This window comes from Streptomyces sp. R28 (assembly GCF_041052385.1).
Classification (GTDB): Bacteria; Actinomycetota; Actinomycetes; order Streptomycetales; family Streptomycetaceae; genus Streptomyces.
This window is the reverse complement of record NZ_CP163439.1, coordinates 8,400,585-8,416,963: the sequence shown is the minus strand read 5'-3', so window position 1 is coordinate 8,416,963 and position 16,379 is coordinate 8,400,585. Positions and strand designations below refer to the sequence as shown.

At 72.5% G+C, this 16,379-nt stretch carries 9 protein-coding genes; 6 read left to right on the top strand and 3 right to left on the bottom strand.

The genetic code is table 11. From position 1 onward, the window contains the following. Positions 1 to 4 precede the first annotated feature (4 nt). A complete protein-coding gene (locus tag AB5J49_RS36840) occupies positions 5 to 1,510 on the top strand; it encodes an alpha/beta hydrolase (RefSeq protein WP_369173175.1) in 1,506 nt (501 codons plus the stop codon). On the opposite strand, the gene AB5J49_RS36835 is transcribed toward AB5J49_RS36840, so the two are convergent. Continuing rightward, on the bottom strand, positions 1,482 to 4,550 hold the full coding sequence (locus tag AB5J49_RS36835) for a SpoIIE family protein phosphatase (RefSeq protein ID WP_369173174.1): 3,069 nt from the start codon (positions 4,548 to 4,550) through the stop codon (positions 1,482 to 1,484). The two genes, AB5J49_RS36840 and AB5J49_RS36835, sit on opposite strands and share 29 nt — an antisense overlap. 348 nt (positions 4,551 to 4,898) lie before the next feature. Here AB5J49_RS36835 and AB5J49_RS36830 point away from each other — a divergent pair, with 348 nt between their 5' ends. Beyond that, positions 4,899 to 5,648 (top strand): DUF4142 domain-containing protein, encoded by a 750-nt coding sequence (locus AB5J49_RS36830; protein ID WP_369173173.1) that lies wholly within the window; start codon positions 4,899 to 4,901, stop codon positions 5,646 to 5,648. Between the two features lie 56 nt (positions 5,649 to 5,704). Here AB5J49_RS36830 and AB5J49_RS36825 read toward each other — a convergent pair whose 3' ends face one another. After that, positions 5,705 to 6,286, bottom strand: a complete 582-nt coding sequence (locus tag AB5J49_RS36825) for a hypothetical protein (RefSeq protein WP_369173172.1) — start codon at positions 6,284 to 6,286, stop codon at positions 5,705 to 5,707. A gap of 211 nt (positions 6,287 to 6,497) precedes the next feature. Between AB5J49_RS36825 and AB5J49_RS36820 the strand changes: the two genes are divergently transcribed. Next, positions 6,498 to 9,527: a beta-N-acetylglucosaminidase domain-containing protein gene (locus AB5J49_RS36820; protein ID WP_369175378.1), complete on the top strand. Its 3,030-nt coding sequence runs from the start codon at positions 6,498 to 6,500 to the stop codon at positions 9,525 to 9,527. On the opposite strand, the gene AB5J49_RS36815 is transcribed toward AB5J49_RS36820, so the two are convergent. Then, the gene (locus AB5J49_RS36815; RefSeq protein ID WP_369173171.1) at positions 9,528 to 10,292 is read right to left on the bottom strand and encodes a sugar isomerase domain-containing protein; all 765 of its coding nucleotides are present in this window, start codon (positions 10,290 to 10,292) and stop codon (positions 9,528 to 9,530) included. It lies immediately after the preceding gene. 165 nt (positions 10,293 to 10,457) lie between these two features. On the opposite strand from AB5J49_RS36815, the gene AB5J49_RS36810 reads away from it, so the two are divergent. From AB5J49_RS36810 to AB5J49_RS36800, 3 genes are all read left to right on the top strand, one after another. Further along, the gene (locus AB5J49_RS36810; RefSeq protein WP_369173170.1) at positions 10,458 to 11,342 is read left to right on the top strand and encodes a MurR/RpiR family transcriptional regulator; all 885 of its coding nucleotides are present in this window, start codon (positions 10,458 to 10,460) and stop codon (positions 11,340 to 11,342) included. 108 nt (positions 11,343 to 11,450) lie between these two features. After that, positions 11,451 to 15,704 carry an NEW3 domain-containing protein gene (locus tag AB5J49_RS36805; protein WP_369173169.1) on the top strand — a complete coding sequence of 1,418 codons (4,254 nt, stop codon included), beginning with the start codon at positions 11,451 to 11,453 and terminating at the stop codon, positions 15,702 to 15,704. Further along, on the top strand, positions 15,701 to 16,330 hold the full coding sequence (locus tag AB5J49_RS36800) for a peptidyl-prolyl cis-trans isomerase (protein ID WP_369173168.1): 630 nt from the start codon (positions 15,701 to 15,703) through the stop codon (positions 16,328 to 16,330). Before AB5J49_RS36805 ends, AB5J49_RS36800 begins: the two co-directional genes overlap by 4 nt. The last annotated feature ends 49 nt before the right edge of the window (positions 16,331 to 16,379 follow it).

Sequence of the window (16,379 nt, the reverse complement as noted above, 5' to 3'; positions counted from 1 at the left end):
GACCTTGTCCGTCCTGCCCCGCCCCACTGCCCTGCTGTGCGCCCTCGCGGCCGCGGCCGCCCTGCTCCCCACCGCCGCCCCCGCCCGGGCGTCGGCCTCCCTCACCTTCGGCGCCTGCCCGGACTCCGTACCGAAGCCGCCCGCACCGGACGGCGTGGAATGCGGCCGCCTCACCGTCCCGCTCGACTGGAAGCACCCCTCCGGTCCGCGCGTCGAGATCGCCGTCTCCCGCGTCCCCGCCTCCGGCACCCCGGCCGAGCGGCGCGGCATCCTGCTGGTGAACCCGGGTGGGCCGGGCGGCTCCGGGCTCCCCTACGCGGTGACCAAGCGGGCCAAACTCCCCGCGAGCGTGCGGCGTTCGTACGACGTCATCGGCTTCGACCCGCGCGGCGTCGGCCACAGCACACCGGTGGACTGCGGTGCGATGGGCGGCCTGTTCGCCGCTCCGGGAGCGGACCCGGTGCCGACGACCCCGCGCGCCGAGCGGACGTACCTCACGTCACAACGGGACATGGCCGACGACTGCGCGGCGGGCGCGGGCACGAAGGTGCTGCCGTATCTGTCCACCGAGCAGACGGCCTACGACATGGACGCGATCCGCGCCGCGCTGGGCGAGCCGCGGACGAGCTTCCTCGGTATCTCGTACGGCAGTTACCTGGGCGCGGCCTACGCCGCACGCTTTCCGCACCGGGTCGGCCGCATGGTGCTGGACAGCGTGGTCGGCCCATGGGACTGGTACGAGTTCGACGTGATCCAGAGCCGTGCGATGCTGCGCGCCCGTGCCACCTTCTTCGCCTGGAGCGCCGAGCACGCGGAGCGCTTCGGGCTGGGCGCCGGCGCGGCCGCCGTACGGCGGTCGTATCTGCGCGTACGCCAAGGTCTCGCCGTCCGGCCGGTGAACGGCTTCGGCCCGGCGGAGTTCGACCGCGCCGTCTACCGCGCCCTGGGCCGCACCGAGCGCTGGGCGGGCCTGGCCGACGGGCTGCGCACCTATCTCACCGACGGCAGCCCGGACGCCCTGCGCCCCGCGTCCGCCTTCGACAGCCCGCAATCGCGCAACTACGAGGCGGCCAACCGGATCGTGAAGTGCGCGGACGGTCCGGGGCCGACGCCCCGGCAGGTCGTGGCGGACATACGGCGCATACGACGGGCCGACCCGCAGCCGGTCCTCACCGGTCTGGAGGCGTCGGCCTGCGCGTACTGGCACCACCGCCCGGACCACCGCACCCCCCTGGGCAGCCCGGCCGCTCCGCCCGTCCTGCTGGTCGCGTCGGCGCACGACCCGGTGACCCCGATCGAAGGCGCCCGCCGGCTGCGGGAGGTGCTGCCCGGCTCCCGGCTGGTCACCCTCGACGACGACTACTCGCACGGCGTGTTCGCCAGCCGCGGCAACGCGTGCGTGGACGGGGCCGTCGCCGCCTATCTCGTGGACGGGACGGTGCCCGCGGCCGATGTGCGCTGCTCCGGTCCGGGGCTGCCGGTCACGGCAGCGGCTGCTCCGTCCAAATGATCTTGCCGTTGGGCGTGTAGCGCGTTCCCCAGCGCTCGGTGAGCTGGGCGACGAGGAACAGGCCGCGGCCGCCCTCGTCCGTGCTGCGGGCCCGGCGCAGGCGCGGCGAGGTGCTGCTGCCGTCGGAGACCTCGCAGAGCAGGGCGCGGTCGCGGAGCAGGCGGAGCTGGACGGGGCCGACGGCGTGGCGGATGGCGTTGGTGACCAGTTCGCTGGCGATCAGTTCGGTGCTGAAGGCCAGGTCGTCCAGGCCCCACGCGGCGAGCCGGTCGGTGACCGCGACACGCGCACGGGAGACGACCGCCGGGTCGCTGGGCAGGTCCCACTGGGCCACGCGGTCGGCGCCCAGCGTGTGGGTGCGGGCGACGAGCAGGGCGACGTCGTCGCTGGGCCGGGCCGGGAGCAGGGCGTCGAGAACGGCCTCGCAGGTCTCCTCCGGCGGGCGGCCGACGCCGGCCAGCACGGTGCGCAACTGGTCCAGACCGGCGTCGATGTCGCGATGCCGGTCCTCGACCAGACCGTCGGTGTAGAGCACGAGTTGGCTGCCCTCGGCCAGCTCCAGCTCGATCGTCTCGAAGGGCATGCCGCCGAGCCCCAGGGGAGGCGCGGAGGGCAGGTCGACGAACTCGACCGTGCCGTCGGGGGCGACGACCGCGGGCAGGGGGTGCCCGGCGCGGGTGAGGGTGCAGCGCCGGGACACCGGGTCGTAGACGGCGTACAGACAGGTCGCGCCGACGATGCCGGAGTCGGGGGTGTTCTCGGCCGCCCAGCCCTCGCCGCGGTCGAGCCGGCCGACGAGGTCGTCGAGGTGGGTGAGAAGGTCTTCGGGGGGCATGTCGAGCGCGCAGAAGTTGTGGACCGCCGTGCGCAGCCGGCCCATCGTGGCGGCGGCGTGCAGGCCGTGCCCGACGACGTCGCCGACGACCAGTGCGACGCGGGCGCCGGACAGCGGGATCACGTCGAACCAGTCGCCGCCGACGCCGGCCTGCGCGGGCAGGTAGCGGTAGGCGACCTCGACGGCGCTCTGCTCGGAACGGCCCCGGGGCAGCAGGCTGCGCTGCAGGGTGAGGGCGGTGTTGTGCTCGCGGGTGTAGCGGCGGGCGTTGTCGATGCAGATCGCCGCCCGGCCGGACAGCTCCTGGGCCAGGGACAGGTCGTCGTCCTCGAAGGCGGCGGGCCGCAGCGAGCGGTAGAAGCTGACCACGCCGAGGGTCGTGCCCCGCGCCCGCAGCGGCACGGTGATCAGGGAGTGGATGCCCGCCGCCAGCACCCGTTCCAGCCGTGCCGGGTCCTGCGCGATCCAGCCGGCCGCGTCGGCCAGGACGGGTTCGAGCACGGACTGGCGGGTCTCCAGACAGCGGGCCTGCGGCGTGGACGGGACGTACTCGACCAGATCGCCGACGTCGTACAGCTTGTGGGGCTCCTTGCGTACGGCGCGGATGGCCACCCGGCGCAGCGCCGTCTCACCGCCGAGAGCTTCCGGTTCCTCGCCTCTCAGCACGGAGTCGGGCAGGTCCACGGCGACGAAGTCGGCGAACCGGGGGACGGTGACCTCGGCGAGCTCCTCCGCGGTGCGGGCGACATCCAGGGTGGTGCCGATCCGCACGCTCGCGTCGTGCAGCAGCTCCAGCCGTCGCCGCGCCAGCACGGCCAGCCGGCCGACCCCGGGCTCACCGACGAGAAGCAGCCACCCTTCGGCACCGCCGCCGTCTCCGTCGGGTTCGGGGTGGGTGGGGGGCTGGGGTGCGGGGGTGAGGGCGGGGGCGGCGCCGGTACCGTCACGCTCGCCGTCCGGTGCGGGCCGGGCGGGCGGCTGCGGCGGGGATACGACCCTGTGGGCGAGGCCGCCCCCGCTCATGCCGGTGTCCGCGTCCGGTCCGGCGGGGGTGGGGACGACGGTGCGCGTCGTGGCGGGCGGTGCTGCGGCTGATTGCGGCTTGTGCCGGGGCCGGGGCGGTGGCGGTGCGGGCTCGTCGGACATCGGTGGCGCGACCGGCACGACCGGCACGGTCTGCGCGGCCTGGACAGCCTGGAGGGCCGACTCGAGCGTGCTCGGTACGGCCGATGGGGCCGGCGGCTGCGCGACCGACGGCGCCGGGCGGACGTGACGCAGCTGTGGGCCCCCCAGGACGCGGGCCTCGACGGCGACGCCGGTCTCCCCCGCCGCTCCCCTGACCTGTAGGCGCAACAGGGTGGCGGTCCGCCCGCTGGGCAGGGTGACATCGGTGAAGGTGCGCTGCGGTGAGGCGATGAGTTCCTCGGCCCTCTCGCGCAGCACCGCCAGATCGATCCGGCCGAGAGAGTCGAGGGAATCGACGTCGCGGCCGAACGGCAGCGCGGCGGGCTGCTTCGGCCAGCCCCGCGCCTGGCCGTCGGCCCGCCGGTACGCGGCGAGGAGGGCACGTTCGCGCTGGGTGGCCTGCTCCAGCAGCCGGCCCTCGATGTGCCGGGCGGTGTCGCGGACCAACCGCACCATGGCCGGGTCGCCCTGGTCGCGCAGGCAGGTGAGGTCGAGGACGGCCTCGATGCGCCCGCTGAGCGGGTCCCGGACGGGCGCGCCCGCGCAGGCGAAGGGCAGCAGGCAGTCGGCGAAGTGCTCCCGGCCGGTGACATAGACCGGGCCGCGCTCGGCGAGGGCGGTGCCGACGCCGTTGGTGCCCACGGCGGCTTCCGAGGCGTCGAACCCGGGCGCGAACTGCACCTCGTCGAGACGCCGGCACAGCTGCCGGCCACCCCCGAGCCGCTGGACCATCCGGCCCTGTCCGTCGCACAGGGCGATGGTCGTCCCCAGGTCGGCGAGCGAGGCGGCCAGGTCCTTCAGAACCGGGTCGACGGCGCGCAGCAACCGGTCGTCCAGTGCCACGTCCGCGGTGTAGCGGACCAGCAGACGGTGCGGTTCGAGCCCGACGGAGCGGCATCGCTTCCACGAATCGAGCACCGAGTCCCGGACGTCCGACTCCACCAGTGAGCCGGCGAGGAAACGTTCGTGGGCATCGACGAGCCCGCCGATGTCGTCCCAGGCCACGGTCAAAGGGATCACTTCCCTCACCTGGGGCCGGCCCGGTCACGCGCGCCGCCACTCGACCCGCGGCCCGTTGGGCTTCTCCAGGCGCTATCACCCTAGCCCTCCTGTGACGCGCATCACAACGGATCCCTTTGGTGAGGGGGCCGAGGACCCACGCGGGCGAGGGGCACACCTTCGGATCGTGCCGGCCGGATTCCACGGACGCCACGATGGCCTTCTTCGAGCGCCACCTGCGCCAAGACCCCGCATGTGACGCACGACGCACAGCGGGCCCCCATCTTTTTGCCTGCAGTGGTGATTGTTTCGCGCTTTCCCTACGTACCTCCTGGGGACCGAGCAGCTCACGTCAGGAGGCAAGGCACGATGCCCATCTCGCGCCGCATGGTAGGAACCGTCTTCGTGGGAGGCGCGCTCATCCTCACCCTGTCCGCTCTCGCCTACCCGGCCATGCTGGGCGTGGAGACCACCTCCGCCAGCCAGGACCGCGTCATCACCAACACGCAGTACGGTCCACTGACCGAGGCCGACCGGGACTTCGTGGTCAAGGTCCGCGCGGCAGGCCTGTGGGAGCACCCGCTGGGCATGTTGGCGATGCAGCGGGGCACGACCCCGGAGATGAAGGAGGCCGGCAAGCACCTGGTGGTCGGGCACGCCCGGCTCGACCTCGCCTGCCGCAAGATCGCGTCCGAGCTGAACATCACGCTCCCCAACCAGGCCAGCCCGCAGCAGCAGCAGTTCGTAGCGACCGTGGACTCCAAGACGGGGAAGGAGTTCGACGCCACCGGTGTCGCGATCATGCGGGTGACGCACGGGCAGATCTTCCCGGTCATCGCGAAGATCCGGGGCACCACCCAGAACACCTTGGTCCGTCAGCTGGCCGACCTGGCGAACGACACCGTGCTCGACCACATGACGGTCCTGGAGAAGACCGGCATGGTGAACTTCGACGCGAACAACTTCCAGCAGACCACACCGCCGAAGCTCCCCAAGGACCAGCTCACCCCGCCCGCGCCCCAGCCGGGCTCACCGGTTCTCACGCTCGCCATCCCCAAGGGCCTGGAGGACCTGAACACCGCGTCCCCGACGGCATTGCCGAGCGCGGACGTCAAGTGACAGCAGCGGCGCCCCGGATCGCGTCCGGGGCGCCGCCCTGCGCGTAGGGCGTCGCATCAGCCCGTCTTGCGCCCCCACGGCGTGTCCATCCGCTCCCACTCCGCGGCCCACTGCTCCAGCCGCCGCCGCTCCATCCCCAGCCGTACCACCCAGGTGGACCCCAGCACGATGCCGGCGGTGGCCGCCCCGGCCAGGACGCCTCCGGCGATCGAGTGCAGCACCAGCTCGCCCTCGGACAGCGGCTCGTTGGCGAGGGCGCCGTTGCGGTCCGTCCACACCTCGACCTTGCTGCCCGCCTGCGCCTTCGGCGGTACGCGTGCCTCGTCGGTGCGGGTCGAGCCGTCCGGTTCGGTCCAGCGGACGGTGGCCCACACGAGATGGTCGGTGGTGACGCGCGAGGGCCCCGGATCCTCGGCGTCCTTCACGAGTACGGCCGTGACCTTGTGGTTCTCGGCCCGTTGCTCCTGCGCCGAGTGCACCACCGCGTCCGACGCCGCCAAGCCCCCGAACACCGCGGCGACCAGCGCGAACACCCATCCGCACAGCACGACCCAGGCCTCGATGAGGTCACTGCGCCGCCGCAGCGGACTCCGCCGCCACCGCCACAGCCGCACCCTCGTGTACTCCGACGCCGCCATGTCGACACCCCCTTGAGCACCGACAGCACCCTTCCAGTGTGCGCCCATGTGCGCCCGACTGCTCCGCGGCGTATGTCCAGGCCCCATTGAATGAAACATTCAGCATCCATAGCATCTCCCGGTGGATACATTCACCCAGGGAGGACCCGTGCTTCCACCCCCTCGTGTCAGACGTCCACGGCGCCCGGTCATATCGGTCACCGCCGCCCTGCTGCTGACCCTCGGCCTGTGCGCACCGGCCGTACCGGCCGCGGCCGCCGCCCCCGAGCCCCCCACCCGAACCCCGGAGGTATGGCCGACCCCCAAGAGCATGCACACCGGCTCGGCCCAACTCACCGTTCCGAACAGGGTCGTCGAAGTCGTCGGTCCGGGCACCGATCCCGCCGCCCGACGCCTCGTCACATCCGTGCTGCGCGATGCCGGCGCCGAGCGCATCGTCACTGTGAACGCGGGCGAGCAGCCGCCCGCCGCCGGCCTCACGGTCTATGTCGGCGGCCCCGGCGAGAACACCGCCACCGGGCCGGCGTTGCAAAAACTCCACGCCAAGTCGCCCACGGGCCTGCCCTCGGGCGGTTATGTCCTCGCCTCCGGACGCTCCCACGGCCGCGCCCTCGTCGCCCTCTCCGGCGTCGACCCGACGGGCACCTTCTACGCGGCCCAGACCCTGCGCCAACTCGTCACCAGGGGCCGGGTTCCCGCGGTGACCGTCCGCGACTGGCCCACCGCCGCACTGCGCGGCGTCATCGAGGGCTTCTACGGCACCCCGTGGTCGCACGCCGAACGCCTCGCCCAACTGGACTTCTACGGCCGGACGAAACAGAACGTCTACGTCTACTCCCCCAAGGACGACGACTACCTCCGCGCCCGCTGGCGCGACGAGTACCCGCCCGCCGAGCTGGCGAAGCTGAAGGAACTGGTCGACCGGGCCCGCGCCAACCACGTCCGTTTCACCTACGCGCTCTCCCCCGGGCTCTCCGTCTGCTACTCCTCCGGCGCCGACATCGAGGCACTGACCGCCAAGTTCGACTCGCTGTACGACATCGGCGTCCGCTCCTTCGCGATCCCGCTCGACGACATCAGCTACACCAAGTGGAACTGCGCCGCCGACGAGGAGAAGTTCGGGACGGGCGGGGGCGCGGCGGGTGCTGCGCAGGCGCATCTGCTCAACACCGTGTGGCGGAAGTTCGCCGCCGAGCACAGCGGCCTTCAACCCCTGGAGATGGTCCCCACCGAGTACTCCGACCTCGCCGACTCCCCGTACAAGAAGGCGCTGCGGGAGCAGCTCGACCCGTCCGTGGTCGTCGAGTGGACCGGCGTCGGGGTGATCGCGCCGACCATCACCGCGGAGCAGGTGGCACAGGCGCGCGAGGTGTACGGCCACCCGATCCTGATCTGGGACAACTACCCGGTCAACGACTACGTCACCAGCCGTCTCCTGCTCGGCCCCTACACCGGCCGCGCGCCCGCGGTGGCAAGCGCGTCGAGGGGCGTGACCGCCAACCCGATGGTCCAGGGCGAGGCCAGCCGGATCGCGCTGTTCACCTCCGCCGCCTATCTGTGGAACCCGGACGCGTACGACCCGCGGGCCGCCTTCCTCGCGTCCGTACGGGATCTCGCGGGGCCCGCCGCCGCATGGCTGCGGATCTTCGCCGAGAACAACTACTCCTCCCAGCTCGACACGACCGAATCCCCGACCCTCACCCGGCTGATCACCGCCTTCCGCAAGGCCTACGAGAACGACAGCGGCCTCGATCGAGCCGCCGCCACGCTCAAGAGCTACTTCACCGACATGGCCGCCACCCCGGCCCGGTTGCGCGCCGGCCTCGACAACCCCGGCTTCCTGGACGAGACCTCCGCCTGGCTCGACAAGCTCGGCCGCTACGGCGGGGCGGGCGAAACCGCCGTAGACCTGCTGCTGGCTCACAAGGACGGGGACACCGAAGCCGTCACCAGGTACTGGAACGAGCTGAGGGGCGAGCGCAAGGAACTGGACGCCGTGCCCGAGCAGGTCTCCCCTGGCGTGATGGACCAGTTCCTCTACACGACGATGCTGGAGAACGCACCCGCCCCCGGCGTCGACGCCTCCTTCACCCCCAGCTCGGTGTCGCTCGCCCCCGGGGCCTCCGCCACGGTCACCCTCGACCTGTCCGACGCACAGGCCAAGACCGTCACCTGGAAGCTCGATGTGCCCGACGGCGTCACCGCCACGCCCTCCGAGGGCACGGCGACCACCCCGGCATCGGTCACCGTCACCCTCACCGGGAAGACGCAGGGCGTCCACTCCGTCGTCGTCTCCGGCACCGGCCTCCTCGATCGCGCACTCCCCGTGCGGGTCAGCGACGGCACCGGCACTCCCCGCGCCCTGACCGCCAACTTCAGTGGCGCGTCGGTGAGTTCCATCGACCTCGCCACCGGCACGACCAAGGACATCGCGGTCGGCGACAACCCCGGCGAGGTCGTCGTGAGCGCGGACGGGCGTACCGCGTACGCCGCCAACCAGGGCTCGAACACGGTCAGCGTGATCGACGTGGCCGACGGCGCGGTCACCGCCACGGTCGCCGTCGGCAAGGTCCCCGCCGGTCTCGCGCTCACTCCGGACGGCGGCACGCTGTGGGTCGCCAACTACACGGACGGCACAGTGCAGTCGATCGACACCGGCACACTGAAAGCCGGCCCGCCCGTCCCGGTCGGTGACGGACCCGAGAACATGGCGATCACCCCCGACGGCAAGACCCTGTACGTGGCCAACATCCACGACAACACGGTCAGCCCCGTCGACCTCACCACCGGACGGGCCGGCAAGGCCATTCCCGTCGGTCCCCGCCCCTTCAACGTCGTCGCCGCGCCGGACGGGAGGACGGTGTACGTGTCCAACTCCGGCGGCTCGACGGTGACTCCGATCGACACGGCGTCGAACGACACCGAGCCGACGCTGCTGGTCACGGGCCAGGCCTACGGGCTGGGTCTGTCACCGGACGGGCGGACGCTGTGGGTCAGCCCCAGTACCGGGGAGTACGTCACGCCGGTCGACACGGTGACCGGCGCCCCCGGCACCAAGGTCACGGTCGGGAGGTCCGCGTTCGACGTCGGCCTGGACTGGAACGGCGGTACGGCCTACGTCACCACCGCGGACGGCAACACCCTGGTACCGGTCGACACCGCGTCGGGCAGCACCAGGGCGCCCCTGAAGACGGGCGCCTATCCGCTGGCGGTGGCGCTGACGCCGGTCCCCGTGGAGTGATCAGCTCGCGGTGCGCCGGATCCGTCCGGCGTACCGCTTCTCCAGCTCCAGGTTGCCCTCGAAGCCGCCCGGCACATTGGCGGAGACGTACACCGGCGGCCGCTCCCCGGCGGCCAGGAGCTGCGCGGAGGCCTCGGCCACGGCCATCTGGACGAGCATCACGCCGGTCAGCGTGGACAGGGCGCACACCGCGCCGCCGCCCGGAAGCTCCAGCAGCGCGTCGCCGCGCGGGGCCGCGTTGTCGAGGACGACGTCGGCGAGGTCGACGAGCTTCTTGCCGCTGGGGTGTCCGGCGGGGACGGCGCGGGTGTGGGTGAGGGAGGTGAGGGCGAGGACGCGGTGGCCGTGTTCCTTGGCCCGCAGGGCCATCTCCACGATGACGTTGTTGACGCCGGAGTTGGAGATCACGACGAAGAGGTCCTGGGGGCGGGGTGCGGCGAGGTCGTAGAGCCGGGCCGCCACCCCGGCCCGGCGCTCCAGGAGCGGGTCGTCGAGAACGCTCGGGGAGTCGCCGCCGTACAGGACGAGGTCGGCGATGCTCAACCGGTTCGTGGGCACCAACCCGCCCGCCCGTCCGGCGAGTTCGAGGACGATGGCCTGGGAGTGGCCGGTGCCGAAGGCCTGGATCACGCCGTCCGCGCGCACACAGTCGGCGATCAGCTCGGCGGCGCGCGCCACGTCGTCGCGGGCGGACTCGGCAATGCGGTCGAGGACGGCCAGGCTCTCGCGCGCGAAGCGCTGGGCGCTCACAGAGTCGTCGGACACGCGGTCACTCCCCACTGGTGGATTGAACCACCCCATACGACTACATCGATGAATCAATAAATCACATACCGGATGGCACGGGCAATGAGCGCATGCATGAGAAGGCCGCGTTCCCGGTCCTGGTATTCATCCTGCGGTGCGAACGGTGGCTGGTACCTTCTCCCCATGCCCCCGACGGACGTCACCACACTGATCCGCACCGAACTGCCGCGGCTGGCCGGCTCCCTGCGGAAGGTCGGCGAGCTGATCCTGGAGGATCCGGCCGCCGTCACCCACTGCTCGGCCGCCGAACTGGGCCGCCGCACCGGCACCTCCCAGGCGACGGTGACCCGCTTCTGCCGGGCCATCGGGCTCGACTCCTACCAGCATCTGCTGATCGAGCTGGCCCAGGAGCGCGGCCGCGGCGAGGTCTCCGACTGGGGCACCGCCGAGATCGGGCCCGACATCTCCCCCGACGACAGCCTCGAACGGGTCGTGCAGGTCGTCGGCGGCGCGGACCTGCGCGCCATCCAGCAGACCATCGACCGGATCGACCTCGACGCACTGGAACGCGCGGCCCAGGCCCTGGCCCGCGCCCGCCGTATCGACGTGTACGGCGTCGGCGGCAGCGGCGCGGTGGCCCAGGAGACGGAGACACGGCTGTTCCGCATCGGCTGTCAGGTGCGCGGCTGGACCGAGGTGCACGGAGCGGCCACGTCAGCGGCCCTGCTCACCCCGGCCGACGTGGCCATCGGCATCTCCCACTCGGGAGCCACCCGCGAGACCCTCGAACCGTTCGAGATGGCCAAGGAGCGGGGCGCCACCACCATCGCCATCACCACCGACCCGCGTTCACCGCTGGCCAAGGCCGCCGACATCCGGCTCATCTCGGCCACCTCGGAGACCAGCTTCCGCACCGGCAGCATCGGCGGCCGGCACTCCGTGCTGATGATCGTCGACTGTCTCTACGTCCGGGTCGGCCAGGTCTCCTACCAGCGTGCCAGCGCCTCGCTCGCGCTGACGGACCACATCACCCCGCAGCACGCGGTGAAGAACCGCCGGACCCGCTGAGCCCGATCGCCATGTATGGCTCAACCACCTGAGAAACATGAAGGTGGTTGTTTGAATCATCCTCTCGATGCCAGGATGGGGCTCCCCACGAGCACTCGTAGGAGCCCCATGCGCGTCATCTCTGTGGAGTCGACCGACCTTTTCGTCGGTACCGAGGACCGGCCGCACCAGGTGGTGGCCGTCGAGATCGGACATTCCCCCGGCCGGGCGGTCCGGCTCTCCGTCGAGGGGCCGGGCGTCCACGGCTCCGCCGAAGCGACCGCGGGGGACGACGGCACCGTACGCGCCGAGATACCGGTGACGACCGACCTGCCCCCCGGCGACCGTACGCATGTCAAGGTCACGGCCGAGGACACCGACGACCCAGGGCTGACCGCGGAGCACTCCGCCGCGTTCACGGCCGCCGAACCCGGCTGGACGATGTTCATGGTCAGCCACTTCCACTACGACCCCGTCTGGTGGAACACCCAGGGCGCCTACACCGAGACCTGGGACATGGCCGACGACCCCGCCGGCACCGGACTGCCCGCCCGCACCTTCGACTCGCGCGGCCAGTCCGGCATGAGCCTGGTGCGGGCGCACTGCGACCTGGCCCGGCGCGACCCGGCGTACACCTTCGTGCTCGCGGAGGTCGACTACCTCAAGCCCTACTGGGACGCCTTCCCGGAGGAGCGCGCCTTCCTGCGCCAGCTGATCCGCACGGGCCGCGTCGAGATCATGGGCGGCACCTACAACGAGCCGAACACCAACCTCACCGGCGCCGAGGCGACCGTACGCAACGCCCTGTACGGCGACGGCTTCCAGCGCGGGATCATCGGGGCGTCCCCTCAGACGGCCTGGCAGCTGGACGCGTTCGGGCACGATCCGCAGTTCCCGGGGCTGATGGCGGACGCGGGGGTCACGTCGAGTTCGTGGGCGCGCGGGCCCTTCCACCAGTGGGGCCCCACCCTCTCCGTCTTCGGTGAGGAGCCGCGGGATCCGCAGCGGATGCAGTTCCCGGCGGAGTTCGACTGGATCGCTCCCTCGGGGCGCGGCATCCTCACCGCGTACATGGTCAACCACTACGGCGCCGGCTGGGCGATCGACAACGCGCCGACCCTGCCGGAGGCGGAGGCGGCCGCGCTCAAGCTGTTCAAGGGGCTCAAGCAGGTCGCGCTCACCCGCAACGTGCTGCTCCCGGTCGGCGGTGACTACGCGCCGCCGTGCCGCTGGGTGATGGACATCCACCGGGACTGGAACGCCCGCTACGTCTGGCCGCGCTTCATCAGCGGCATCCCCCGGGACTTCTTCGCGGCCGTGCGCGCGGAGCTGGCGGCCGAGGGCCGCAAGGCCTCCCCGCAGACGCGCGACATGAACCCGATCTACACCGGCAAGGACGTCTCCTACATCGACACCAAGCAGGCCCAGCGGTACGGCGAGACGCTGCTCGCCGACGCGGAGGCCTGGGCGACGCTCGCCTCGCTGGTGACCGGGCACCCGTACCCGGACGCGGCGCTCGACAAGGCCTGGCGGCAGCTGATCTACGGCGCCCATCACGACGCCGTCACCGGCTCGGAGTCCGACCAGGTCTACATCGACCTGCTCACCGGCTGGCGGGAGTTGTACGACCTCGCCGAGGCCGTGCACGCCGACGCGACCGACGCCCTGGCCGGCAGGGTCGCCCAACTGCCGGGCGGCGCACCGGACTTGGTGGTGTTCAACGCGGCGACCTGGGAGCGGCGGGACGTGCTGGCCGTCGAGGACCCGGGGCTCGTGCCGCTGGACGACACCGGGCTGCCGCTGCCCGCCGTACGGGAGGACGGCGAACTCCGTGTCGTCGTACCGCAGGTGCCGGGCATGGGCCTCAAGGCGCTCCCGCTCGCCGAGGGGGCCGTCCCCGAGTGGACGCGCGACGAGGGCACCACCATCCGCAACGAGTTCTACGAGGTGACGGTCGACCCCGCGCGCGGCGGCGCCGTCAGCAGTCTGCGGGCCCTGTCCGAAGGCGGCCGGGAACTGCTGCGCCCCGGCGACATCGGCAACGAGCTGGTCGTACAGGAGGAATACGCACGGCACCCGCGCTTCGGGGAGGGCCCCTGGCACCTCACGCCCACCGGCACGACCGCCGCCCGCAGCCGGGACGTCACAGCCGACATCGATGTCGAGCACTCCCCCGCCGGATCACGCCTCACGGTCCGCGCCGACCTCGGCCTGTTCCGCTACACCCAGCGGCTGACCCTGTGGAAGGGCGTCGACCGCCTCGACCTCACGACCACCCTCGACGGCTATGACGGCGCCGACCGCCTCATCCGGGTCCGCTGGCCGTCCGACGTGCGGGGCGGGCTGCCGGTGCACGAGGTGGCCGACGCGGTGATCGGGCGCGGTTTCGGGTTCGTGGAGGTGGACAGCGAGCGGTTCCCGTGGACGCTGGACAACCCGGCCAACACCTGGTTCGGGCTGGGGTCCACCGCGCGGGTCGCCGTCGCCGACGGCTCCGGCATGCCGCTGGGTGAACGGTCCATCGGTGTCGCCGAGTTGGTGTACCCGTCCTGGGACGACGCCGGTGAGCTGGGCAGCGCGCTCGCGGCGGCGCTGGTGCGCGTGGGCGTGACGGCGACCTCGACGATCGCCGGGGGCCCGCGCTACGGCGACCTGGAGGTCGACTCCAACCTGCCCGACATCCGGATCGCGGTCGGCGCCCCCGAGCGCAACTCCGTGGTCGCCGAGGCCCTCGGCTGGGACCCGGCGGCCGGACGGGAGCTCCGCCGACAACTCGCCGAGCAGGGCGTGGCCGCCGTCTGGGTCGCGCCGCGCGCCTCACTGCGGGAGGAGTGGGTGCCCGGCGCCGACCTGCGCGACCTGGAGCGACTGCCGCTGCTGGTGGTGGCGGGCGCCCGCCCGGAGGACGACGCCAAGGCCGTGGACGCGCTGATCGCCGACCTGGGCGACGCGGTCCTGCGGGCCACGGCGGCGGGCGGCGGGGAGGCGCTGCCGCCCGGGGACGCGTGGGACGGCCGCAGCTTCGCGGTCCTGAACCGGGGGACGCCCGGCTGCGTGGTGACCTCCTCGGGCGACCTCTACATGTCCCTGATGCGCTCCTGCACGGGCTGGCCGTCCGGCATCTGGGTGGACCCACCCCGGCGTACGGCACCCGACGGTTCGGCCTTCCAGCTCCAGCGCTGGTCCCACACGTTCGAGTACGCCGTGGTCGCGGGCGCGGGCGACTGGCGGGAGCTGCGGCTGCCGCAGGCCGGGCATGCGTTCAACCATCCGCTGACGGGGCGGGTGCGGCGGACGGCGACCGAGGGTGCCGCACTGCCGAGGAGGACCGCACTGCTGAGCCTGGAGCCCGCCGGCGAGGTGCTGCTCGACGCGCTCAAGCCGGCCGGGTCGCCGCTCGCGCGGGGCAGCGTGGCGGCGCCCGATCCGGGGCGCGGGCTCGTCGTACGGGTGCATGAGGTGAACGGGCGGCCGGTGCGGGCGCGGGTGCGCGGGCCGCGGGAGTGGACGGACGGCGCCCGGGCGGACGTACTGGAGCGGCGTGGGGAGCCGCTGGCGCCCGACGCTCAGGGGGCACTCGACCTCGACCTGACCGGCTTCGAGGTGGCCACCGTCCTCGCCTCCCCCGGCGCCACGGCCGAAGCGGCCCTCTCCCCCGGCTCCGGCATCGCCGCCCACGAGCCCGCGCAGCCCGTCCCCACCCGCTACTGGCTCCACAACTCCGGCCCCGCCCCGCGCGGCAACATGCCGGTCGCGGTGTACGTCTCGCCGACCACGCTCACCGTCGCCGACGGCCCGGTCACGGCCACGGTCCGGGTCAGCTCGGAACTGACCGACGCGCCGGTGTCGGGGTCGGTCGGCCTGCACGTCCCGCCCGGCTGGTCCGTCGAGCCGGCCGAACTGCCGTACGCCCTGGGCCCCGGCGGGTTCACGGTGGCCGAGGTCACGGTGACACCACCGGCCGGCGCCGGGCCTGGGCGGCACTGGCTCGCCGCTCGGTTGCGGTACGGCGGACAGACGTACGAGGACGTGGTGGCGCTGGACGTGCCGGAGGGGCACACCGGTCCAACGCTCCTGACTGAGCTGGGAGTCGAGCGGGTCACCGTTCGCCGGGGCGAACGGGCGCGAGTCCCGGTGACCCTGCGCAACCCGACCCAGGGCCCGGTCAGCGGCTCACTGTGGGCCGTGTCCTCGTGGGGAACCTGGGCGGGTGTGACGCCCGGCTGCCAGGGCTTCACGGTGGCCGGCGGCGAGCAGCTGGAGTCCGTGATCGAGGTGGACGGCGGGGCGATACCGCCGGGGTCGTACTGGCTGATGGTCAAGGCCGGCTGGCACGGCTGTGTCGCCTATACGCGGGCCGTTGAGCTGGAGGTGACGCCGTGAGCTGGGAACACGTGGCTCTCGTGCACGGTGAGGCGATCCCGGAGGAACGCGTGGCCGCCTTCCTGGACGACGGTTCGAAGACGCCCCCCATGGGCGCGGAGCGCACCGCCAGGGCCGAACGCCAACGCCGTCGATGGGCGACCCAGGTCGTGGTGATCGACGAACTGGCCCGGCGAACCTGCGCGGAGCGCGGATTGGCGCCCCCGGCGGAGGTGTCCCCCTCCCGCATGCTCACCGTGGCCGAAGCCGATGTCGCCGATCTAGGCAGCATCGTCGCGGCAGCCCTCGCCCACTCCCCCGCCGCGCGCCTGCTGCTCGCCGAGCTGGAGAGCGAGCAGCGCATCCCCGAAGAGGCCGTACGGGACTACTACGAGCGCAACCGGGACCGCTATCTGACCCCGCAGGCACTCAGGCACGGCGTCGACCCCTACGGCACGGCGGCCGGACCGGCGGATTTCCACCCCTACGAACAGGCCCGCGACGGCATCGAACGCGAACTGCGGCGGGCAGCCGGGCTGCGGGCCTTCTTCGGCTGGCTGGACCAGGCGCGCACCGGCGTGGAGTTCGCCCCGGGGCACGAGCACCCGGGCGACCCGTCCCACCCGGACCACGAGCATCGTCACTGACCGGAACGTAAAAGCAACACGGCAACCCATTGACCTCCGATGAATTCTG